22 protein-coding genes are annotated in these 20,451 nt (G+C 69.8%); 15 read left to right on the top strand and 7 right to left on the bottom strand.

Features of this window, described 5'->3' with window-relative positions:
* The first annotated feature begins 262 nt into the window (after positions 1 to 262).
* The 8 genes from ACBY01_RS15935 (at position 263) to ACBY01_RS15900 (ending at position 6,319) form a co-directional block, all read left to right on the top strand.
* On the top strand, positions 263 to 718 hold the full coding sequence (locus ACBY01_RS15935) for a YbgC/FadM family acyl-CoA thioesterase (RefSeq protein WP_416461955.1): 456 nt from the start codon (positions 263 to 265) through the stop codon (positions 716 to 718).
* Positions 719 to 725: 7 nt separating this feature from the next.
* Positions 726 to 1,418 carry a protein TolQ gene (gene tolQ, locus ACBY01_RS15930; RefSeq protein ID WP_416461954.1) on the top strand — a complete coding sequence of 231 codons (693 nt, stop codon included), beginning with the start codon at positions 726 to 728 and terminating at the stop codon, positions 1,416 to 1,418.
* A 4-nt stretch (positions 1,419 to 1,422) separates the two neighbouring features.
* A complete protein-coding gene (gene tolR / locus ACBY01_RS15925; protein ID WP_416461953.1) occupies positions 1,423 to 1,863 on the top strand; it encodes a protein TolR in 441 nt (146 codons plus the stop codon).
* A 28-nt stretch (positions 1,864 to 1,891) separates the two neighbouring features.
* Positions 1,892 to 2,872, top strand: a complete 981-nt coding sequence (locus tag ACBY01_RS15920; protein ID WP_416461951.1) for a cell envelope biogenesis protein TolA — start codon at positions 1,892 to 1,894, stop codon at positions 2,870 to 2,872.
* 11 nt (positions 2,873 to 2,883) lie between these two features.
* Entirely contained in the window at positions 2,884 to 4,245 is a 1,362-nt protein-coding gene (gene tolB, locus ACBY01_RS15915) for a Tol-Pal system beta propeller repeat protein TolB (RefSeq protein ID WP_416461950.1), read from the top strand.
* Between the two features lie 90 nt (positions 4,246 to 4,335).
* Complete coding sequence (gene pal / locus ACBY01_RS15910) at positions 4,336 to 4,857, top strand: peptidoglycan-associated lipoprotein Pal (RefSeq protein WP_416461957.1); 522 nt, start codon at positions 4,336 to 4,338, stop codon at positions 4,855 to 4,857.
* Between the two features lie 369 nt (positions 4,858 to 5,226).
* Positions 5,227 to 6,114 (top strand): SPFH domain-containing protein, encoded by an 888-nt coding sequence (locus ACBY01_RS15905; protein WP_416461949.1) that lies wholly within the window; start codon positions 5,227 to 5,229, stop codon positions 6,112 to 6,114.
* Position 6,115: 1 nt separating this feature from the next.
* Complete coding sequence (locus ACBY01_RS15900; RefSeq protein ID WP_416461948.1) at positions 6,116 to 6,319, top strand: type II toxin-antitoxin system antitoxin; 204 nt, start codon at positions 6,116 to 6,118, stop codon at positions 6,317 to 6,319.
* Positions 6,320 to 6,421: 102 nt separating this feature from the next.
* On the opposite strand, the gene ACBY01_RS15895 is transcribed toward ACBY01_RS15900, so the two are convergent.
* From ACBY01_RS15895 to ACBY01_RS15880, 4 genes are all read right to left on the bottom strand, one after another.
* Positions 6,422 to 6,709: a GIY-YIG nuclease family protein gene (locus ACBY01_RS15895; protein ID WP_416461947.1), complete on the bottom strand. Its 288-nt coding sequence runs from the start codon at positions 6,707 to 6,709 to the stop codon at positions 6,422 to 6,424.
* A 205-nt stretch (positions 6,710 to 6,914) separates the two neighbouring features.
* Positions 6,915 to 7,757 (bottom strand): S1/P1 nuclease, encoded by an 843-nt coding sequence (locus ACBY01_RS15890; protein ID WP_416461945.1) that lies wholly within the window; start codon positions 7,755 to 7,757, stop codon positions 6,915 to 6,917.
* Between the two features lie 141 nt (positions 7,758 to 7,898).
* The gene (locus ACBY01_RS15885) at positions 7,899 to 8,681 is read right to left on the bottom strand and encodes an energy transducer TonB (RefSeq protein WP_416461943.1); all 783 of its coding nucleotides are present in this window, start codon (positions 8,679 to 8,681) and stop codon (positions 7,899 to 7,901) included.
* 52 nt (positions 8,682 to 8,733) lie between these two features.
* A complete protein-coding gene (locus tag ACBY01_RS15880; RefSeq protein ID WP_416461942.1) occupies positions 8,734 to 9,684 on the bottom strand; it encodes an isoaspartyl peptidase/L-asparaginase family protein in 951 nt (316 codons plus the stop codon).
* Between the two features lie 311 nt (positions 9,685 to 9,995).
* Here ACBY01_RS15880 and ispG point away from each other — a divergent pair, with 311 nt between their 5' ends.
* The 6 genes from ispG (at position 9,996) to ACBY01_RS15850 (ending at position 14,460) form a co-directional block, all read left to right on the top strand.
* A complete protein-coding gene (ispG, locus tag ACBY01_RS15875) occupies positions 9,996 to 11,123 on the top strand; it encodes a flavodoxin-dependent (E)-4-hydroxy-3-methylbut-2-enyl-diphosphate synthase (RefSeq protein WP_416461941.1) in 1,128 nt (375 codons plus the stop codon).
* A 209-nt stretch (positions 11,124 to 11,332) separates the two neighbouring features.
* Positions 11,333 to 12,229, top strand: a complete 897-nt coding sequence (locus ACBY01_RS15870; protein WP_416461939.1) for a DMT family transporter — start codon at positions 11,333 to 11,335, stop codon at positions 12,227 to 12,229.
* Positions 12,226 to 12,702, top strand: coding sequence for a GNAT family N-acetyltransferase (locus ACBY01_RS15865; protein ID WP_416461938.1), 477 nt, complete (start codon positions 12,226 to 12,228; stop codon positions 12,700 to 12,702). The genes ACBY01_RS15870 and ACBY01_RS15865 overlap by 4 nt, the downstream gene beginning before the upstream one ends.
* Positions 12,703 to 12,810: 108 nt before the next feature.
* Positions 12,811 to 13,254: a GNAT family N-acetyltransferase gene (locus ACBY01_RS15860; protein WP_416461937.1), complete on the top strand. Its 444-nt coding sequence runs from the start codon at positions 12,811 to 12,813 to the stop codon at positions 13,252 to 13,254.
* A 100-nt stretch (positions 13,255 to 13,354) separates the two neighbouring features.
* The gene (locus tag ACBY01_RS15855) at positions 13,355 to 13,744 is read left to right on the top strand and encodes a TfoX/Sxy family protein (RefSeq protein WP_416461936.1); all 390 of its coding nucleotides are present in this window, start codon (positions 13,355 to 13,357) and stop codon (positions 13,742 to 13,744) included.
* Positions 13,745 to 13,860: 116 nt separating this feature from the next.
* Positions 13,861 to 14,460, top strand: coding sequence for a hypothetical protein (locus ACBY01_RS15850; RefSeq protein WP_416461935.1), 600 nt, complete (start codon positions 13,861 to 13,863; stop codon positions 14,458 to 14,460).
* A gap of 44 nt (positions 14,461 to 14,504) precedes the next feature.
* On the opposite strand, the gene ppa is transcribed toward ACBY01_RS15850, so the two are convergent.
* Together ppa and ACBY01_RS15840 are read right to left on the bottom strand one after the other, a co-directional pair.
* On the bottom strand, positions 14,505 to 15,083 hold the full coding sequence (gene ppa, locus ACBY01_RS15845; protein WP_416461934.1) for an inorganic diphosphatase: 579 nt from the start codon (positions 15,081 to 15,083) through the stop codon (positions 14,505 to 14,507).
* A 16-nt stretch (positions 15,084 to 15,099) separates the two neighbouring features.
* On the bottom strand, positions 15,100 to 17,031 hold the full coding sequence (locus tag ACBY01_RS15840) for a M61 family metallopeptidase (RefSeq protein WP_416461933.1): 1,932 nt from the start codon (positions 17,029 to 17,031) through the stop codon (positions 15,100 to 15,102).
* A gap of 125 nt (positions 17,032 to 17,156) precedes the next feature.
* Here ACBY01_RS15840 and ACBY01_RS15835 point away from each other — a divergent pair, with 125 nt between their 5' ends.
* On the top strand, positions 17,157 to 18,461 hold the full coding sequence (locus tag ACBY01_RS15835) for a methyltransferase family protein (RefSeq protein WP_416461931.1): 1,305 nt from the start codon (positions 17,157 to 17,159) through the stop codon (positions 18,459 to 18,461).
* Positions 18,462 to 18,631: 170 nt separating this feature from the next.
* Here ACBY01_RS15835 and ACBY01_RS15830 read toward each other — a convergent pair whose 3' ends face one another.
* Positions 18,632 to 20,002 carry a glutamate--cysteine ligase gene (locus ACBY01_RS15830; protein WP_416461929.1) on the bottom strand — a complete coding sequence of 457 codons (1,371 nt, stop codon included), beginning with the start codon at positions 20,000 to 20,002 and terminating at the stop codon, positions 18,632 to 18,634.
* Positions 20,003 to 20,451: the final 449 nt, after the last annotated feature.

Here is a 20,451-nt window from a genome sequence, read left to right as displayed (position 1 = left end):
CGCAAAGGACGCCGGCCTCGTCTGCTTGCGCATCTCATCTCTCCGATACCCAGCGAAGAGAATCACATCCCCAGCTTTATGCAAAGGTCCCGCGAAAGCTGGGGTCTCCGGCGGAAAGCGCGGGACAGGAGCCGCGGGAGACCCCAGCCTTCGCTGGGGTGACGGAGGTTGCGCGAAAGGAACGGCGGGAGAGTGGAGGCCATGCACGCCGGCACCCCACACACCCTTTCCCCTCCATCGCGCCTCGGCTAGACCCCCGCCGATGACGCCCGCCCCGGATTGCCCCAGCGAAGGCCGCTTCGACGGTTGCGAACACCGGTTCGCGCTGCGCGTCTATTTCGAGGACACCGACCTGTCGGGCGTCGTCTACCACGCCAACTACCTGCGCTATCTGGAGCGCGCACGCTCGGACATGCTGCGGCTGGCCGGGTGCGACCAGCGCGCGGCGGTGGAGGCGGGCGAGGGTGCCTATGCGATCCGCGATCTGCGCATCCGCTACGCCAGCCCCGCGCGGCTCAACGACGCGCTGCTGGTCGTCAGCCGCATGACGCGGTTGCGCGCGGCGTCGGTGCTCATTCATCAACGAGTAATGCTGGGTCCGGTGTTGGTGGCCGAGGCGGAGGTCGAGGCGGCGTTCGTCGCGCCCACGGGCACCCCGCGTCGGCATCCGCCGGCCTGGCGGCGCACGTTCGAGTCCCTGATCTGGAAGGAAAGCTGAGAGCCTGATGGACGTTCTCGTAAATACCAACGCGGCCTCCATGTCGCCGATCGGCCTGTTCCTGCAGGCCGATTGGGTGGTGAAGTTCGTGATGCTGGGGCTGCTGCTCGCCAGCGTCTGGACCTGGGCGATCATCCTCACCTTCCTGGGCCGCATGCGTCGCGTGCGCCGCGATACCGACGCCTTCGTGCAGGAGTTCGAGCGGACCGAGGACATCGACGCTTTTCACAAGAAGCATTCCGGCGGCACCAGCGCGGTGGCGCAGGTGTTCGGCGCGGGCGTGCGCGAATGGCGCCGCTCGACCGCGAGCACGACGATCGATCGCGACGGCACGCGCGAGCGGCTGGCGACCAGCATGGGCTCGGCCGTCGCCGAGGAGGTCGACAAGCTGTCGGACCGGCTGAACGTGCTGGCGACGGTCGGCTCGGTGGCGCCCTTCGTCGGCCTGTTCGGCACGGTCTGGGGCATCATGCGCAGCTTCACCGGCATCGCCGCCGAACAGAACACCAGCCTGGCGGTGGTGGCACCCGGCATCGCCGAGGCGCTGTTCGCGACCGCGATCGGCCTGTTCGCCGCCATCCCGGCGGTGATCGCCTACAACCGCTTCAGCCATCGCATCAACCAGGTCGAGGCGCGGCTCAACCGCTTCGCCGACGCGTTCCACGCGACGCTGAGCCGCCAGCTGGAAGGCGTGGACTGAGCCGATGGCGATGCAGCTCCCCTCCGGCCGCGGCAAGGGCCGGCGCACCCCGATGGCGGAGATCAACGTCACGCCGCTGGTCGACGTGATGCTGGTGCTGCTGATCATCTTCATGGTGACGGCGCCGCTGCTCACCACCGGCGTGCCGGTGAACCTGCCCGACAGCCGCGCCAAGGGGCTGGATCAGGAGCAGGAGCCGGTGCAGCTGTCGCTCTCCGCCGACGGCAGCATCTATCTGGGCGACGAGCCGGTGAGCGAGCAGGCGCTGCCCGAGAAGCTGGCGCAGATCGCCGGCAGCCAGCCGCCGGGCGCCGATCCGCGCCAGGTGCTGCTGCGCGCCGACCGCGCGCTCGACTATGGCCGGGTGATGCGGGTGATGGGCGAGCTCAACCGCGCGGGGCTCAACCGCGTCGCGCTGGTCTCGACCCAGGGGGACGCGTCCTGATCGTGAGGCTCGCACCGGAGGCGCGGCGATGACCCGCGCGGAGAAATGGGCGCTGGGCGGGGCGACGCTCGGCCACGCGCTGCTGTTCCTGGGGCTGTCGCTCGTCTGGAAGAGCGAGCGTCCGGCCGACCTGCAGCTCGCGCCGCCGATCGACGTCAGCCTCGTCGACGAGGTCGCGCTCGAATCGACCGCGCCGGCCGAGACCGAGGCGCCGGACCAGTCGATCGCGCCCGATGTCGGCCCGCCCGAGGACGCGGCACCGCCCGAAGAGGCCGCGCCCGAGCCCGAGCCGCAGCCGGCCCCCGTGCCGCCCGCGCCGCAGCCCAGGCCCGAGCCCAAGCCCGAGCCGAGGCCGGAACCCAAGCCGAAGCCGGCGCCAAAACCCGTGCCCAAGCCGCAGCCGCCCAAGCCCAAGCCGGCGCCCAAGCCTGCCGCCAAGGCGCCGGCGAAGCCCGCCCCCAAGGCGGAGGCCAAGCCGGCGGCGAAGCCGGCCGCCAAGCCTGCGCCCGCCAAGCCCGCGGCATCGGCCGCCAAGCCCAAGCCCGCGGCGGCCAAGGGCAGCGGCAGCGACTCCGATGCCAAGGCGTCCAAGCCGCGCGGCTCGCGCCTGGGTGCGGACTTCCGCAAGAGCCTGGCCGATACCGCAGCCGAAAAGGGCAGCGGCCAGACCGCGCGCGCGGCGAAGGTCGGCGCCCAGTCGCTCGCCGGGCTCGCCGCGGCGATCATCCGCCAGATCCAGCCGTGCGCCAACCGCATCAGCAATCCGGGGCCCGGCGCCAACCGGATCAAGACGCGGTTCAACCTGCAGATGGCGAGCGACGGCAGCCTGACCGCGCGCCCCAAGCTGCTCGGCCAGACCGGCACCGACGACGAGAACGAGCGCTACGCGCAGCGTGTGTCCGAGCTCGCCGCCGCCGCGATCATCCAGTGCGCCCCCTTCCAGCTCCCCGACGAGCTCTACGAAGGCGGGTGGAAGAACATCACCATCAACTACAAGCTGCCCGGCTGACGGAGAGAGCCATGTCCATCCCCTTGCCCCGCTTAGCCCTGTTCCGCCTTGCCACGCTCGCGACGGCCGCGCTCGGCCTCGGCCTCGGCGTCGCCGCCCCGGCCTATGCCCAGGTCGAAGTCGACATCGAGGGCGGCATTTCCGATCCGATGCCGATCGCGGTGCCGGTGATGCCGACCCCCAGCGACGTCGGCACCGCCGCCGGCCAGACCAGCGCGCTCGGCCGCCAGCTCGCCGAAGTCGTCGCCAACGACCTCAAGAACTCCGGCCTGTTCAAGCCGATGGGGCCGCAGGGCATCGCCGCGGTGCCGTTCGCGCAGGCGACCGCGCCCGACTACGGCTATTGGGCCGGCACCCAGGCGCAGGCGCTGATCCAGGGCTTCGTGCGCGCCAACGGCGACGGCACGCTGACCGTCGGCTGCTATCTCTACGACGTGTTCGCGCGCACCGAGCTGACCCGCCAGGGCTTCGTGGTGTCGCCGGCCGACTGGCGCCGCGCCGCGCACAAGTGCGCCGACACCGTCTACACCCGCCTGTCGGGCGAAGGCCCCTATTTCGACAGCCGCATCGTCTACGTCTCGGAGACGGGGCCCAAGGGCAAGCGGATCAAGCGGCTGGCGATCATGGACCAGGACGGCGCCAACCACCGCTTCCTGACCAACGGCCAGTCGATCGTGCTGACGCCGCGCTTCGCGCCCAACCAGCAGTCGATCGTCTACATGAGCTACCAGAACGAGCGGCCGGCGATCTACATCTACGATCTCGCCTCGGGCCGGCAGCGGCTGCTGGTGCGCAACGCCAGCCTGACCTTCGCGCCGCGCTTCTCGCCCGACGGACGCTGGGTGCTGTTCTCGATGGCGCAGGCGGCCAACACCGACATCTATCGCGTGTCGGCGTCGGGCGGCAGCCCGCAGCGGCTGACCAACTCGCCCGGCATCGACACCGGCGGCAGCTATTCGCCCGACGGCAGCAAGATCGTCTTCGAAAGCGATCGTTCGGGCACGCAGCAGCTCTATGTGATGAACGCCGACGGTTCGAACCAGCAGCGCATCAGCTTCGGCTCGGGCCGCTATGCGACGCCGGCGTGGAGCCCGCGTGGCGACCTGATCGCCTTCACCCGCCAGGGCGGCGGCAGCTTCCGCGTCGGCGTGATGAGCCCGTCGGGCGGCGGCGAGAAGCTGCTGTCGGACGCCTGGGGCGACGAGGGGCCGAGCTGGGCGCCCAACGGCCGCGTGCTCACCTTCTTCCGCGCGTCGCGCGGCGGGGCGGGCAAGGCGGACGTCTGGTCGGTCGACCTCACCGGGCAGAACGTGCGCCGCATCCCGACTCCGCTCGACGGTTCGGACCCGAGCTGGGGCCCGTTGCGCCCGTAACGTAGCGGTGGTGTAATCCGCACCGGCTTTATCCCTTGCCGCCGCGCGCGATTGTGGCGGACAATACCGACTGATTGAGGAGAACCAATGATGGCGAAACTGACGAGCAAGTTGATCGTGGCGGCGGCGCTGGTGGCGACCGCGGGCTGCGCCAAGAAGCGTCCGGAAGTGCTGCCGCCCGCACCCGGCGAGACCACGGCACCGGTCGACGGCACCGGCACGGGTAGCCAGACCGGCACCGGCGTCGTGCCGGGCAGCCGCGAGGACTTCCAGCAGTCGGTCGCGAGCGACACCGTCAACTTCGCGCTCGACAGCTACGACATCGACCCGCAGGCGCGCTCGATCCTGGACAGCCAGGCCGCGTGGCTGCAGCGCTATCCGAACGTGCGAATCACCATCGAGGGCCATTGCGACGAGCGCGGCACCCGCGAGTACAACCTCGCGCTCGGCGACCGTCGCGCCAACGCCGCGTCCAACTATCTCGCGGCGCGCGGCATCGCGGCGGCGCGCATCACCACGATCAGCTACGGCAAGGAGCGTCCGCTGGCGCTCGGCTCCGACGACAGCGCCTATGCGCAGAACCGCCGCGCGGTGACCGTCGTCCTCCAGTAACGGCAGCGCGCCGCCGGGACCGTCCCGGCGGCGCCGCCTGTGGCCGGGCGCGGCATCGACCGCCACAATCCAAATCCCAGGCACCCGTCATGCTGACGAAGGTCAGCATCCAGACACGCTCCGCTGCTGCAAGAGACGGAGCGGCAATGGATCCTGACTTCCGTCAGGATGACGAGCGGATGGAGGCCGCTGCCTCCCGCACCAGAAGCGTGCTCCCCGTTCGTGCCGCATACGTCGGCCCCGCCCGCCCCCCCTCTTCCAGCTTTGTCCCGCCCCAACGCGACGCCCGCCGGGCTCGCGCGCGATTTCGCTTGGCTGGTGTCTCGGCGTGATATAAAAGTGATATCACATTAAAACAGGGAGGCAGTGATGGGATCGGATCGGGTGTTGCGGCAGAGCGCGGAGCGGCCGGCGACCGCGTACAACGGCTTCGCGATGCTGTTCGTGGGGCTGGCGGCGATCGTGCTGGGCGCGGTGGGCGCGGTCAATGCGCCGGCGCACGTCTGGGGCGCGGCGCTGGTGGTGGTGGCCGCGGTCGCGCTGCTGCTGATCGCCCCCGGCTTCTACCTGCTCCAGCCCAACCAGGCGGCGGCGATCCTGCTGTTCGGCGACTATCGCGGGACCGATCGCGCCACCGGCCTGCGCTGGAACTGGCCGTGGCTGACCAAGTCGAAGGTGTCGGTGCGCATCCACAACATCACCTCCGAACGGCTCAAGGTGAACGACCTGCGCGGCAATCCGATCGAGATCGCCTCCAACGTCGTGTGGCGTGTCGCCGACACCGCGCAGGCGCTGTTCGACGTCGACGACTACAAGGCGTTCGTGATGGTGCAGATCGAAAGCGCGGTGCGCGCGATCGGCTCGCGCTATCCATACGACGACTTCACCCACGAGGAGATGACGCTGCGCGGCAACGCCGACGTGGTGAGCGAGGAACTGCGCGTCGAGCTGCAGGAGCGCGTGGCCAGCGCCGGCGTCCAGGTCGACGAATGCCGGCTGACGCACCTCGCCTATGCCCAGGAGATCGCCCAGGCGATGCTCCGCCGCCAGCAGGCCGAGGCGGTGATCGCCGCGCGGCAGAAGCTGGTCGAGGGCGCGGTGTCGATGGTCGAGACGGCGCTCGCCCAGCTGTCGGAAAAGAACGTGGTCGAACTCGACGACGAGCGGCGCGCGGCGATGGTGTCGAACCTGATGGTGGTGCTGTGCTCGGAACGCGACACCCAGCCGGTGGTCAATACGGGCTCGCTGTACCAGTAACGTGGCGGCTCCCCCCAAAAAGGCGTTTCCCCTGCGTCTCGATCCCGCACTCTACGCGGCGATCGAGCGCACGGCCGCGGGCGAGCTGCGCAGCGTCAACGCCCAGGTCGAATGCCTGCTGCGCGAGGCGCTGACCCGGCGGGGGGTAAAGCTGGCGGACCCGCAGCCGGTGCGGCGCGGCCGACCGCCGAAGGAGGAAGCGTAGGGGGGCTGGGCTGGGGACTGGCAACGGAACCCTCGCCACACTCCGTCACCCCAGCGAACGCTGGGGTCTCCCCGGGGCGAGCGCACCCGGCAGCCGCGCGCGCTACAGAATCCGCTCGAACAGATCGTCCCACTCCGGGTTTGCCGCCTCGATCAGCGCGAGTTTCCATCCCCGCTGCCACGCCTTCAGCGCCTTCTCCCGACCGATCGCCTCCTCGATGCGGGCATGCGGCTCCGCCAAGACGAGGCGCGTGAGATTGTACCTTCGGCAGAATTCGGAGCCCTGGCCCGCGCGATGCTGCACCACCCGCGCGGCTAGATTCGCAGTGACGCCGACGTAGAGCACGCCCAGCGGCCGGTTGGTCATGATGTAGGTCCAGCCGCCGCGCATGGCGGGTGAGGGTATCGTATGCGGCCGAGATGCCAGCCTTCGCTGGCATGACGGGGGTGAGAAGGGCGAGCGCCCTCCAACAAGCCGTCACCCCAGCGAACGCTGGGGTCTCCCGAAGCAGGCGCGTCCGGCGGCCGTGTACGGTACCGGCGTCCTCCCTCGCGGCCTGAGATGCCAGCTTCCGCTGGCATGACGGGGGAGGTTCCTACCTCAGCGCCTCGTCGAGCAGCTTGGCCAGCCGCAGGCCGCCGCGTTCGACCTGCAGCCGGGCGACCGGCACCAGCTTGGCGATCGTCGCCTGGTCGAGCGTCACGCGGCCCTCCGGCGTCGGTCCGCAGGCCTCGCCGCCGAAGGCCGTCGCATAGGCATCATCGCGGCTGATCTGCCAGCTCTCGCGGCTCCAGTCCTCGACCGTGCCGGCGGCGATCTGCGCGCGTTCCTCCGGCGAATAGCGGCGCAGGATCGTCGGCGGGGTGGAGATCGCGCGCTCGGTGAGCGGCCCGTCCCAGATGCTGTGGAGGTTGAACCGCTCCGGTCCGTAGACGCCGTAGGTCGCCTTCACGCGGTTGCCGCCCAGGTCGCCGCGGTCGCCGGCATGGAGCGGCATGTGCAGGTCGCCGACGAAGTGGATCAGGAACACCAGCGCCTGCAGCCGCTCGCGCACCGGCACCTTCGGGTCCTTCAGCAGCTTCACGTCGCGGGTGATCTGCGCCGACACGCAGTTGCCGTCCTTGCACGCCGCCTTCAGGTCGAACGGCTTGCACACGTCGACGTTCTGGTAATGCCAGGAATAGGCGTAGCTGAACCGCTCGCCGAGTGGCTTGACGCAGTCCGGCCAGACGCTCGCCTGCTCGATGGTACGCGCCGGACAGCTCGGCGTCTCGAGCATCGCCTGCCGGCGCAGCAGCGCGTCGATCTTCGCGCGCGTCGCGGGCGTGACGTTTTTATAGGCGATGGCGGCGACGCTCTCGTGGCCGAACTCCCAATAGGCCTGGGCGGGCGAGGCGGCGAGGACGAGGACGAGCGCGAGCAGGAGGCGGCGAATCATGCGCGGCGCTCTAGGCGATCCGCCGGGCGGCAGCGAGCCCTTGTTCGGTTCGATCGGCTTTCCGGCGCGAAAGACCTACCGCTCCTTGCTACCGCGCGTAGCGAGCAAGCGCCCGCCGCGGCTCTCCCGATACGGTCCGCCCTAGCGGTCGTCCTCGCCTTCCGGGTGCGGGATCCAGCTGTGGTTCTCGACGATGGTCGAGGCGACCGCGCGGCCCTCGACGTCGCGTGAGGGGTGGAAGCGGAAGCGGCGCTGGATCGTGCGACAGGTGATCGCGTCGAGCTCGGCATGGCCGCTCGACCGGGTGACGCGGCAGTCGCCGACGCGGCCGTCGGTCTCGACCACGTAGCGCACGCCTACGGTGCCGCCGATGCCCGCATCGTAGAGCGCGGCCGGATAGTCGCCGTCGCGGAAGCCGCCGCTGCGCCAGCGCGGCGGGGTCTCGCCCTCGCCGCCGCCCCCACCACCATCGCCGTCGCCGCCCGCACCGCTGCCGGTGCCCGTGCCGATCCCGCCGCTGCCGGTACCCGGCCCCGCGACCGGCGCGGCGCCGGTGGTGCGCTGGCTGCCGATCCCGGCGACCTCGACCGCGAGCAGCGGCTGGACGACGATCGGCACCGGCGGTGCGACGATTGCGCTCGCCTTGCCGCGCAGGTTCGCGGGCGAGGCAGCCCCCTCGGGCCGCGGCGCGGTGGCGCGCTTGGGAAGCGGGCGGCGTTCGCGCTTGGGCGTCGCGCGCGTCTCGGGCACGGGCTCGGGTTCCGGCGGGGGCGCGATGCCGAAGACCACGGGTGCGCGCTCGACGATGCGGCGGGCGTCCACCCCCAAGCCGGCGATCAGCGCCGCGCCGAGCCCCAGCGATACGGCAAGTGCCGCTGCGGCGCCGCGGGCCCGCTCGGCCGGGGTGGGGGAGATCGCAGGCATCGGCAGCGATGTGGGCGCTCCGTCCGCTGCGGCAAGCCTTTAGCGCAGACCGTTAGCCCTCGTCGCCGTAGATCGCGACCACGCGCTTGCTCTCCGACGACACCTTGCCGCGGTACATGCCCGGCGTGTTGAAGCTCCAGCTGGCCTCGCCGTTGGGGCCCGTCAAGATGACGCCGCCGGTGCCGCCCAGTGCCTGGGTCTCCGCCATCACCGTGTCGGCAGCCTGTTGCAGGCTTTCGCCCTTGAAGCGGATGCGCGCGCAGATCTCGTGCGCGACGCCTTCGCGGATGAAGAACTCGCCCGCTCCGGTGGCGGACACTGCGCAGGCGCGGTCGTCGGCATAGGTGCCCGCGCCGATCAGCGGCGAATCGCCGACCCGGCCCCAGCGCTTGCCGGTGACGCCGCCGGTCGAGGTCGCGGCGGCGACATGGCCGGCCTGGTCGCGCGCCACCGCGCCGACGGTGCCGTATTTCATGTCGACGTCGAACCAGCCGAGCTTCTTCGCCTTCAATTCGTCGAGCTGGCGGCGGCGCTCGTCGGTCGCGAACCAGCTGGGGTCGACCTGCTCCAGCCCCTGTTCGGTCGAAAAGATGTCGGCGCCCTTGCCGGCGAGCAGCACGTGCGGGCTCTTCTCCATCACCGCGCGCGCCAGGCTGACCGGGTAGCGCGTGCGGGTGACGCCCGCGACCGCGCCGGCGGCGCGGGTCGATCCGTCCATGATCGCCGCGTCGAGCTCGTTGGTGCCTTCGTAGGTGAAGACCGCGCCGCGCCCGGCGTTGAAGCTGGGATCGTCCTCCAGCACGTGGATCGCCGCCTCGACCGCGTCGACCGCGCTGCCGCCCTTGGCGAGCACCGCCTCGCCCGCCGCCAGCGCCGCGTCGAGCCCGGCGCGCGCCGCCGCCTCGCGTTCGGGCGTCATGCGCGCGCGCTCGATCACGCCGGCGCCGCCGTGGATCACCAGCGACCAGCGGGGCTTGGATTCGGCGGCAGCGGGGGAAGACATCAACAGGGCTCCGATCAACAGGGCTAGGCGCATCGTGCGGCTCCAGAAGGACGCGTGGCTGTAGCGCAGGATGCCGTCGATCTGAAGCGGTTGGGGCCATCGCCGCCCACGCGCCGTCACCCCACTGCCGTCATCCTGACGAAAGTCAGGATCCATTGCCGCTCCGTTCGCGCCTTCAGCGTTGCGCGTCTGGATGCTGACCTCCGTCAGCATGACGGGGGTTGGCGGGGGCGCGGGCAAGCGCGCCTTTCGCGCATCGCCCGCCGCGTCTATATGGCAGGCAAGCCCCCAGCCTTCGCGAGTAGCCTCCCATGTCCGTCCGCCCCTGGCGCGATATCGTCCGCCGTCAAAGCCGCCAGATCATGGTGGGCACCGTCCCCGTCGGCGGCGATGCGCCGGTGACGGTGCAGACGATGACCAACACGCCGACGCCCGACGTGCGCGCGACCGTGGACCAGATCCGCCGCTGCGAGGAAGCGGGCGTCGACATCATCCGCGTGTCCTGCCCCGACGTCGAATCGAGCACCGCGCTCAAGCAGATCGTCCGCGCGTCGCGGGTGCCGATCGTCGCCGACATCCATTTCCACTACAAGCGCGCGCTGGAAGCCGCCGATGCGGGGGCCGCGTGCCTGCGCATCAATCCCGGCAACATCGGCTCGTCGGAGCGCGTCGCGGAGGTGGTGCGCGCCGCCAAGGCCAACGGCTGCGCGATCCGCATCGGCGTCAACGCCGGCAGCCTTGAGAAGGACCTGCTCGAGAAATACGGCGAGCCCTGCCCGGAGGCGCTGGTCGAAAGCGCGCTCGACCACATCAAGCTGCTCCAGGACCACGATTTCCACGAATACAAGGTCGCGGTGAAGGCGTCGGACGTGTTCCTGGCGGTCGCCGCCTATCAGGGGCTGGCCGAGGCGACCGACTGCCCGCTGCACCTGGGGATCACCGAGGCGGGCGGCCTGATCGGCGGCACCGTCAAGTCCTCGATCGGGATCGGCTCGCTGCTGTGGTTCGGCATCGGCGACACCATCCGCGTGTCGCTGTCGGCCGAGCCGGAAGAGGAAGTGCGCGTCGGCTTCGAGATCCTGAAGGCGCTCGGCATCCGCAACCGCGGCGTGCGCGTCGTCTCCTGCCCGTCGTGCGCGCGCCAGGGCTTCGACGTGATCCGCACCGTCCAGAAGCTGGAGGAGCGGCTGCAGCACATCCGCACGCCGATGTCGCTGTCGGTGCTCGGCTGCGTCGTCAACGGCCCCGGCGAGGCGCGCGAGACCGACATCGGCATCACCGGCGGCGGCAACGGCCGCCACATGGTCTATCTGTCGGGCGTCACCGACCATCATGTCCAGGACGCCGACATGGTCGACCACATCGTCCGGCTGGTGGAAGCCAAGGCCGCCGAGATCGAGGCGCAGGCGGCCGCGGTGGAGCAGGCGGCGGCCGAGTAGGTCCGCCAACGGAGAAACCTCTGCAAACGTGTCTTTCCGTGCTCCCGCGCAGGCGGGAGCCCAGGGCGTCCTACACCGCAAGCCGTTGTGCAGCGTGGCTCTGGATCCCCGCCTGCGCGGGGATACGGCAGATTGAGAGGCGGCTGTCCCGCCTTTCGTAGAGGCCTCCCACTGGACGCGGCGGGCGTTTGCTGCGCATCGAGTCGGCCATGACGCGCCCCCACGCCTCGCCTGCCGTCGCCTTTGCGGCGGCGTCCGCGGGCATCGCCATCTATTCGTGCATGGATGCCCTGATGAAGGGGCTGAGCATCGCCAGCGGCGCGTACAGCGCGGTGCTGTGGCGCTCGATCGCGGGCGTGCTGCTCACAGGGACGGCGTTCGTCGCGCGGCGCCAGCGCTGGCCGCAGCGGCAGGCGCTCCGCCTCCATATCCTGCGCGGGCTCGCTGCCGGGCTGTCGGTGCTGCTGTTCTTCTGGGGGCTGGTGCGCGTGCCGATGGCGCAGGGGGTGGCGCTCACCTTCCTGTCGCCGCTGATCGCGCTGTTCCTGGCGGCGGCGCTGCTCGGCGAGCGAATCCGTCGCGCCGCGATCCTCGGTTCGCTGGTCGCCGCCGTCGGGGTGCTGGTGATCGCCTGGGGCCAGGCGCAGGCCGGAGCCTCGGCTGACGCAGTGATGGGTGCGCTCGCGATCGTGGTCGCGTCCGTCCTGTATGCCTACAGCCTGATCCTGCTGCGCCAGCAGGCGCAGCTCGCCGATCCGCTGGAGGTGACGCTGTTCACCAGCCTCGTCATCGGCGTGCTGCTCGCGCTCGGAGCACCCTGGCTGGCGGTCTGGCCGGCAACCGACCAGCTCGCGCCGATCGTCGGCTCGGCGATCCTCGGCTCGATCTCGGCGCTGTTGCTCGCCTGGTCCTACGGCCGCGCCGAAGCGCAGGTGCTGGCACCGGTCGAATACACCGCCTTTGTCTGGGCGGCGCTGCTCGGCTATCTGGTGTTCGACGAGCGGGTGTCGCCGTTCACCGTCGCGGGCGCGCTGCTGATCGTCGGCGGCTGCCTGGTTGCGGTGCGCGGCGCCGCCCCAGTGGCCAAGAGCGAGGCAGGCGCATGATTGCGATCCGAACCGCCACGCCGGACGACGCCGGGCTGATCTTCGGCTTCGTGCGCGATCTCGCGCGCCACGAACATGCCGAGGCGCAACTGGTCGCGACCGAGCCGCTGCTGCGCGCGGCGCTGGAGAATGGCGGCGTGGAGGCGGCGATCGCCGAGCGCGACGGACAGCCGGTGGGCGCTGCACTGTTCTTCCACAAGCATTCCACCTGGGGCGGCTGGAACGGCCTGTATCTGGAGGACCTCTACGTGGCGCCCGACGCCCGCGGCTCGGGCGCGGGCCGGGCGCTGCTCGCCCATGTCGCCGGGGTCGGCGTCGCGCGCGGCTGCACCCGCGTCGAATGGGCGGTCAGCGACACCAACGCCGCCGCCGCCGGCTTCTATCGCAGCCTGGGCGCCGAGCCGATGCCGTGGCGCATCCACCGGGTGTCGGGCGTCGCGCTGGCGCGGCTGGCCGGGGACGTGGCTGGGTGAGGCGACCGACGGCGTTCGGGCGACAATGAAGGATCGTGGGCATCCATCCGTTGCGGAACATGGGACGCTCGGCCAAGAGTCGACTGCTACTCACCGGGAGCGCCAACATTGACGGTTCGCCAAGCCACCATCGCCGATCTGGACAGCCTTGTTCCGCTGTTTGATGCGTACCGCCAGTTCTACGGACAGCCTACGGATCCCGCTGCTGCACGAGCATTCTTGGGAGATCGATTCGAGCACCAGCAGTCCGTGATCCTGCTTGCGAGCAAGGACGGGCGGGACGTCGGCTTTGCGCAGCTGTACCCGACCTTTTCGTCTGTCCGCTTGTCTCGGACCTTCATCCTCAATGACCTGTTCGTCGTCCCCGATGCTCGCGCGTCCGGCTTCGGCAGGATCCTGCTGGATGCTGCCTGCGCCTATGGCCGGCAGATTGGCGCGGCACGGCTGTCGCTCTCGACCGCGGTCGACAACGTGGACGCGCAATCCTTGTATGAACGCGCTGGCTGGAGGCGAGACACGCAATTCCATGCGTACGACTTTGCGCTGACTTGAAGGCCGGTTTTTGGACTCAACCCAGATGCCCCGAATGTCCGTGCAAGGGCGCGTCCCGACGGTCCGTTTCATGAAACTATAACCCGGAGGGAGGGGCCGCATGGCAGTCGATGCAGGGCTGATCGAATGGGTGGGCGAGGCGATGGCGCCGATCGGCCACGTCACGTCGCGGCGGATGATGGGCGGGGCGACGCTCTATTGCGACGACACCATCTTCGCGATCGCCGGCGACGACGGGCTGTGGTTCAAGGCCGATGCGCAGAGCGACGCGACCTGGGACGCCGCCGGCTGCGCGCGCTTCACCTATGCGAAGGGCGACGGCGCGACCGGATCGATGAACTACCGCCGCGCGCCGGACGACGTCTACGACGATGCCGATGCGATGCGGGAATGGGGGCGCCTCGGCCTGGAAGCCGGCCGCCGCGCGCCGCCGCCCAAGTCGAAGCGGGCACGGGCAGGTAGCAAGGGGGGCGCTTCCTCGTCATCCTGACGAAAGTCAGGATCCATTGCCACTACGGCAGAAAGCGCGAGCGGAGCGCAAATGGATGCTGACCTTCGTCACCGGGACGAGTGGGTCGGAGCATCCGCACGATAGGAGAGGGAGCGATGTCGAAGCATCCGTCGATCGGGCTAAGACGGGGTGCGCGGATCGCTGGCCTCCTGGCGGCGATCGCCTGCACCGGGCCTGCGCTTGCGCAGCACGCGGCGCCTTCCATCATCACCATGCCCGCCGACCAGCCAGCGGCGATCGTCGTTCCCGCTGCAAACGGCCGGCCGGTCCGCATCGCCGTCACGGTCGATCGCGCCACGATCGCCAGCGCCGCGACCGGCAACGCGAGATCAATCGAGATCGTCGGACGGCGGGGGGATCACATCCTGGAGGTGCTCGACACCTATCCGTCGAAGCCGCAGGGGGCGGGACGCTGCCAGGCCGGCACCGAAACCTATTTCCGCGTGCTCGACACCGCCGCGCGCCGGCAACGCTTCGCGCGGCTGGTCGACAGCTGCGTGGTGGACGGCGTGGCGGCGGCCGACCCGCTGATCACGCGCTCGGACGAGGGGGGCGAGGTCACGCTCCACGGCCTCTACGCCAGCGTGACGCTGCGGATCGGCGACGACGGCACGGTCACGGCGATGCCGTCCAACGACGCGGAAACGAAAAACCCCGCCGGCGCCGGGCCGACGGGGTCTTCTTTTTCCTCCTGACGCCCGTCAGGATCGCTTGCCGCTTCGGCAGGCGGCGCGCGCGTCTACTCGCGGCCCGGCACGTCGTGGTCGAGCGGCTCTTCGCCGGCGGCCTTGGCGGCGTTGTAGCGTTCGATCGCCTCGACGGTGATGCGCGCAGCCTCCTCGGCGTCGCCCCAGGTGCCGACGCGCACCCACTTCTGCTTCTCCAGATCCTTGTAGTGCGTGAAGAAGTGCTCGATCTGCTGGAATACGATCTCCGGCAAATCGGCGCGGCCGCCGACCTTGGTGTAGTAGGGGAAGGTCGAATCGACCGGCACGCACACCAGCTTCTCGTCGCCGCCCGCCTCGTCTTCCAGGTTCAGCACCGCGATCGGGCGCGCGCGCACGACGCAGCCCGGGATGAACGGCGTGCGCGACACGACCAGCGCGTCGAGGGGATCGCCGTCCGGCGACAGCGTGTGCGGCACGAAGCCGTAGTTCGCCGGATAGCGCATCGGGGTGTGCAGGATGCGGTCGACGAACAGCGCACCCGACGCCTTGTCGAACTCATACTTCACCGGCTCGCCGCCGGTCGGCACCTCGATGATGACGTTCAGGTCTTCCGGCGGGTTCTTGCCCACCGGCACCATGTCGATCCGCATTCTTGCTGGTCCCTTTTTACTTCGCGGCGAGCAGGCGATCGAGGCCCGTCTCACCCTGTCCGGTCTTTTCCAGGCGCGGATAGCGCAGGCCGTCGTGATAGTCGATTGCCACCTCGCGCAGCTTGTCGCCGTTCTTGACCAGCAGCTTGATCGGGGTGCGGTTGCCCTTGCTCGCGGTGACCGCGGCCTTGAGGCGGTCGGCGCTGAAGCTCTCGCCGTTGACCGCGACGATGCTGCTGTCGACCGTCATCCCCGCGTCGAACGCCGGGCTGCCCCAGTTGACCGAGTTCACCGAACCCGACTTGCCGGCGACGAGGCCCAGCGAATAGCTGAGGTCGGCCTGCTCGCGGGTCTTGTCGGCCTGGACGAAGTACGGCGTCGGCTGGTCGCTGTAGACCAGGCGATAGCCGTTGTTGGTGAAGCCGGCGAGCGGCGCGCGCTGCGACACGTCGTTGACGCGATCGTCGAGGAAGCTCGCCCAGTCGTACGGCTGGATGCCGTTGAGCGTCTTCACCACGTCGTCGAAGGTATAGGTCAGCACGCCCCAGTCGCCGTCGCGCACGCCGAAGAAGGCGCGGGCGAAATCGTCGATGCTCTTGGTGCCGCCCGACTGCTGGCGCAGGATCGAGTCGACCTCCATCCAGATCAGCAGGCCTTCGTTGTAATAGTCCTCGGACCGCTGCCAGCTCACCCAGCCCTTCGGACGGCGCGCGGAAATGATCGGATCGTTGGTGGTGTCGACCAGCGGGCGCCATTCGCGGGCCCGGCGATTGTCGAGGCTCGCCATGATCGCGGCATAGGCGTCGAGCGTGTCCTGCTTGGAGACGATGCCCGAGCGCGCCTGCAGCACATAGCCCCAGAACTGGGTCTGCCCCTCATAGACCCACAGCAGCGAGTCGCGCATCGGGGTGCGGTAGTCCGGCGTCCACAGGTCGGCGCCGCGGCGGAACTTGCCGTCCCAGCTGTGGGTGTATTCGTGCGGCAGCAGGTTGCGGCTGCCCATGCCGTCGTTCCACTTGGTGAAATAGCCCGGGCGCACGCCGTTCTCGGAGCTGCGGTGATGCTCCAGGCCGATCCCGCCCATCGTCTCGGTGATCGCCAGCAGGAACTCGTACTTGTCGTAGTGCTGCGCGCCGAATACGCGGTTCGCTTGCTCGACCAGCCGCTTGTGCGCGTCGATCTGCTCGGGGGTGGCGTTCAGCTCCTCGGCGCTGTCGGCGAAGACGTTCAGGTCGACGCGCGGCGACAGCGCCCACTGGCGATAGTGCTTGCCCGCGAATGTCGGCGAATCGACCAGCGTCTCGTAGCTCGTGCGCTGATAGCTGTAGGTCGACCCGTTGGCGGTGGCCGGAAGCCCTGCCGCCGCGGTCCACCCGGCCGGATATTTCGCGACCGCCTGGATCGGGATGCGGCGGGTGTAATAGCCCGCCGGATAGAGGCTCACCGAGTTCCACTGCAGGTTGAGCATCGTCGGCGCCATGACGATGCGGCCCTGGTCCCCCGAGGTGGCCGAGAGGAACTGGAAGCTGACGTCGAGCTTCTTCGCGCCCGCCGGCACGTCGATGTGGAACGCGTAGACGTCGACCGGATCGCGCTTCCACGGCACCACCTTGCCGTTGGCGCGGATCACCAGGCCGGCGAGCTTCTCGATCTCGCCGCGCGGGCTGTGCGCACCGGGCAGCCACTTCGGCATCAGCAGCACCATGTGCCCGGCGTCGGCGACCGGGATGGTCTCCTTGACGTTGAAGATGCCCTGCTGGACGTCCGTCGCGTCGACTTCGAGCAGGATCGTGCCGGGATAGTCGACGTCGCGTGCCTCGGGGATCGTGTCGACGAAGGGCACCGGCTGCGGCTGGGTGTTGCCGGCGGGGTTCAGCTGGGCCTGGGCGGGCGTGGCGGAAGCGGCGGAAGCGAGCAGCAGGGCTGCGAACGCAGGGGTGCGAAACATGACGGCCTTTCAGCGGGATCGGATGGAGTCGTGTAACGACATATCGCAGCCCGCGTCCACCCTGTCGCATTGCGGGACGCGATTCCGCCTTCGATCCGCTGCACGCGGCGGGTAGGGTCGCCAGCATGGCCACCACGCTCGATCCGCCCGCCGCCGACGACGCCGACGCAGACGCCGCCGTCGCCGATCCGCGCCCGCGCTCGGCGGTGAGTGCGGGCACCGGCGTCGCCGGCATGGTCGGGCTGCTCGCCTGGGTGGCGGTGGCGCGCCACTATCGCATGGACGGGCCCTATGCGGCGCTGGTCAACCTGCTCGCCTGCGGGCTGCCGATGCTCGCCTGGTCGGTGCTGGTCGACAAGGTGTATCGCAACCCCTCCACCGGCATCGACTGGGCCGCGCCGCGGCCGTGGGCGGCGACGCGCGCGGTCAGTGCGGTCAAGCTCGCCGGCCTGTGGGCGACCTGGGCGGGGATCGCGGCGATCTATGCGACCGGGCGCTTCTATTGGGACGAGGGCTTCGGCTTCGCGATGTGGTGCTTCGGCCACGCCGCGCCCGTGCTGTTCGTGCTGTCGATCCCCTATGTGCTGTGGCTCGACCGGCGCATGGTCGAGCCGCGCGACGGCTGCTGGGCGTTCGGCGCCTGGCTGCTCAACCTGAACGTGCCGGTCGATCGCGAGGCGATCTTCAACCATCTGCGCTCCTGGGCGGTGAAGACGTTCTTCCTCGCCTTCATGCTCGCGATCGTGCCGCCGGGCTTCCGCGACTTTGTGCTCGCCGACACCGCCGACATGCTCGCCAACCCGGTGGCGCTCGCGAACTGGCTGATCACCTTCATGTTCCTGGTGGACGTGGCGTTCGCGACCTGCGGCTACGTCCTCGCCCTGCGGCCGATCGACACGCACATCCGCTCGGCCAACCCTTATGTCGCGGGCTGGACGGCGGCGCTGATCTGCTATCCGCCCTTCGTGCTGATGGGGAACGGGGGGCCGCTCGACTATCACTCGGGCGGGGCGGAATGGAGCCAGTGGTTCGCGAACCACCCCGCGCTGCTCTGGGCGATCGGCGCGGCGCTGGTGGCGCTGACCTTCGTCTACGCCTGGGCGACGGTGGCGTTCGGCTTACGCTTCTCCAACCTCACCAACCGCGGGATCATCACCAACGGCCCCTACGCCTGGAGCCGCCACCCGGCCTATCTGTCGAAGAACCTGTTCTGGTGGCTGGTGAGCTGGCCGATGCTGGTGACCACGGGCAACTGGCTCGACGCGTGGCGCAACACCGCGATCCTGGCGCTGGTGAGCGGCGTCTACTATTGGCGCGCCCGCACCGAGGAGCGGCACCTGCTCGCCGACCCGGACTATCGCGCCTATTACGACTGGGCAGGCCGCAACGCGGTGGTGCCGCGTTTCTTCGCTCGGATCGCGGGCAAGTAACGCCGTACTACGCGAAACGCTCTCCCCGCGTCCTCCTGACGAAAGTCAGGATCCATTGCCGCTCCGCCTGTGCCTTGATCGTTGCGCGAATGGATGCTGACTTCCGTCAGCATGACGAGAACGGGTCGGGGTCATGCAAAGCTCCCGTCTTCGCGGGAGCGCGGCGGTTCTCAGAACGTCAGTTCGTCGTAGACCCGCGTGACGTCGCCGTCCCAGCTGCTGCCGTAGCGGTCGAGCAGCAGCTGCGCGGGCACGCGGCCGTCGCGCACCACGTCGCGCAAGGGGCTGAGGAAGCCGGTCTCGTCGCCGCCCGCGCCGTCGAGCCGCCCCCGCGCCTTCAGCCCCGCGCCGGCGATGTCGAGCACCTCGCGCGCGATGTCGCGCAGCGTGCCGGCGCCGAGCGGCGCGTCGAGCCCCAGCCGCGGCACCGCGTCGCGCAGCGCCTGGCGCGTGTCGAGCCTCCAGTCCTTGACGAGGTCCCACGCCGCATCGAGCGCACCCTGGTCGTAGAGCAGCCCGACCCACAGCGCCGGCAGCGCGCAGATCCGTCCCCACGGCCCGCCGTCGGCGCCGCGCATTTCCAGGAACGTCTTCAAGCGCACTTCGGGGAAGGCGGTGGAGAGATGGTCCGCCCAGTCGTCCATCGTCGGCAGCTCGCCCGGCAGCACCGACAGTTCGCCCTTCAGGAAGTCGCGGAAGGAGAGGCCGGCCGCGTCGATGTACTTGCCGTCGCGGTAGACGAAGTACATCGGCACATCGAGCGCATAGTCGGCATAGCGTTCGTAGCCGAAGCCGTCCTCGAACACGAACGGCAGCATGCCGGTGCGCGCCGGATCGGTGTCGGACCAGATGTGGCTGCGGTAGGAAAACATGCTGTTGGGCTTGCCCTCGGTGAACGGCGAGTTGGCGAACAGCGCGGTCGCGAGCGGCTGCAGCGCCAGGCCGACGCGGAACTTCTGCACCATGTCCGCCTCCGACGCATAGTCGAGGTTCACCTGGATGGTGCAGGTGCGCAGCATCATGTCGAGCCCCATGCTGCCGACGCGCGGCATATGGTCGAGCATGATCCGGTAGCGGCCCTTGGGCATGATCGGCAGCGCGGCGCGAGTCTTGTCCGGCCACATGCCGAGCCCCAGGAAGCCCAGGCCCAGCTTGGCGCCGACCGCCTTCACCTGCTCCAGGTGGCGGCTGGTCTCGGCGCAGGTCTGGTGGAGGTTGTCGAGCGGCGCGCCCGACAGTTCCAGCTGGCCGGCCGGCTCCAGGCTGACGGTGCCGTCCTTGCCGGCCAACGCGATGACGGTGCCGTTCTCCTCGATCGGCTGCCAGCCGAACTCGGTGAGCGCCATCAGCAGGTCGCGGATGCCGCCGGGCTCGTCGTAGCTCGGCGCGCGATGATCGGCGGTGCGATAGACGAACTTCTCGTGCTCGGTGCCGATGCGCCAGCGCTCGGCCGGCTTCTCGCCGCCCGCGAAATAGCCGATCAGCTGGTCGCGGGTCTCGATGACCGCTGCGCTGGAGTCCGTAACGGTCTTCGTGCTCATGGGCTGCGCCCATAGGCGGGTCGGGGATGCGGCGCCAGTGGCCTTGTTCGGGGTCCGCGAACGAGGCGCCTCCACCCCGTCAGCCAAGGCTGGGATGACGGGCGAGGGCGCGGGGCAGGAGCCGCGGGAGACCCCAGCTTCCGCTGGGGTGACGCAGGTTGGTGGGGCGGCATGCGGCCAGGGAACACCTCCCTCCGCCTCTCCCGTCATCCCAGCGAAGGCTGGGATCTCGGGCGAGGGCGCAGGACAGGAGCCGCAGGAGACCCCAGCTTCCGCTGGGGTGACGCAGGTTGGTGGGGCGGCATGCGGCCGGGGGAGCGCCTCCCTCCGCCTCTCCCGTCATCCTAGCGAAAGCGGGACATTTGCATAACCGGTTTTTTGGTGAAGCGGTGGCGTGAATGGTGGTTGCGGCGGCGGGAGTGGCGACGCGGCGGGGATCGGGTGGGTGA

Source organism: Sphingomonas mangrovi, from assembly GCF_047975845.1.
Classification (GTDB): Bacteria; Pseudomonadota; Alphaproteobacteria; order Sphingomonadales; family Sphingomonadaceae; genus Sphingomonas.
This window is presented reverse-complemented; position numbering and strand designations above follow the sequence as displayed.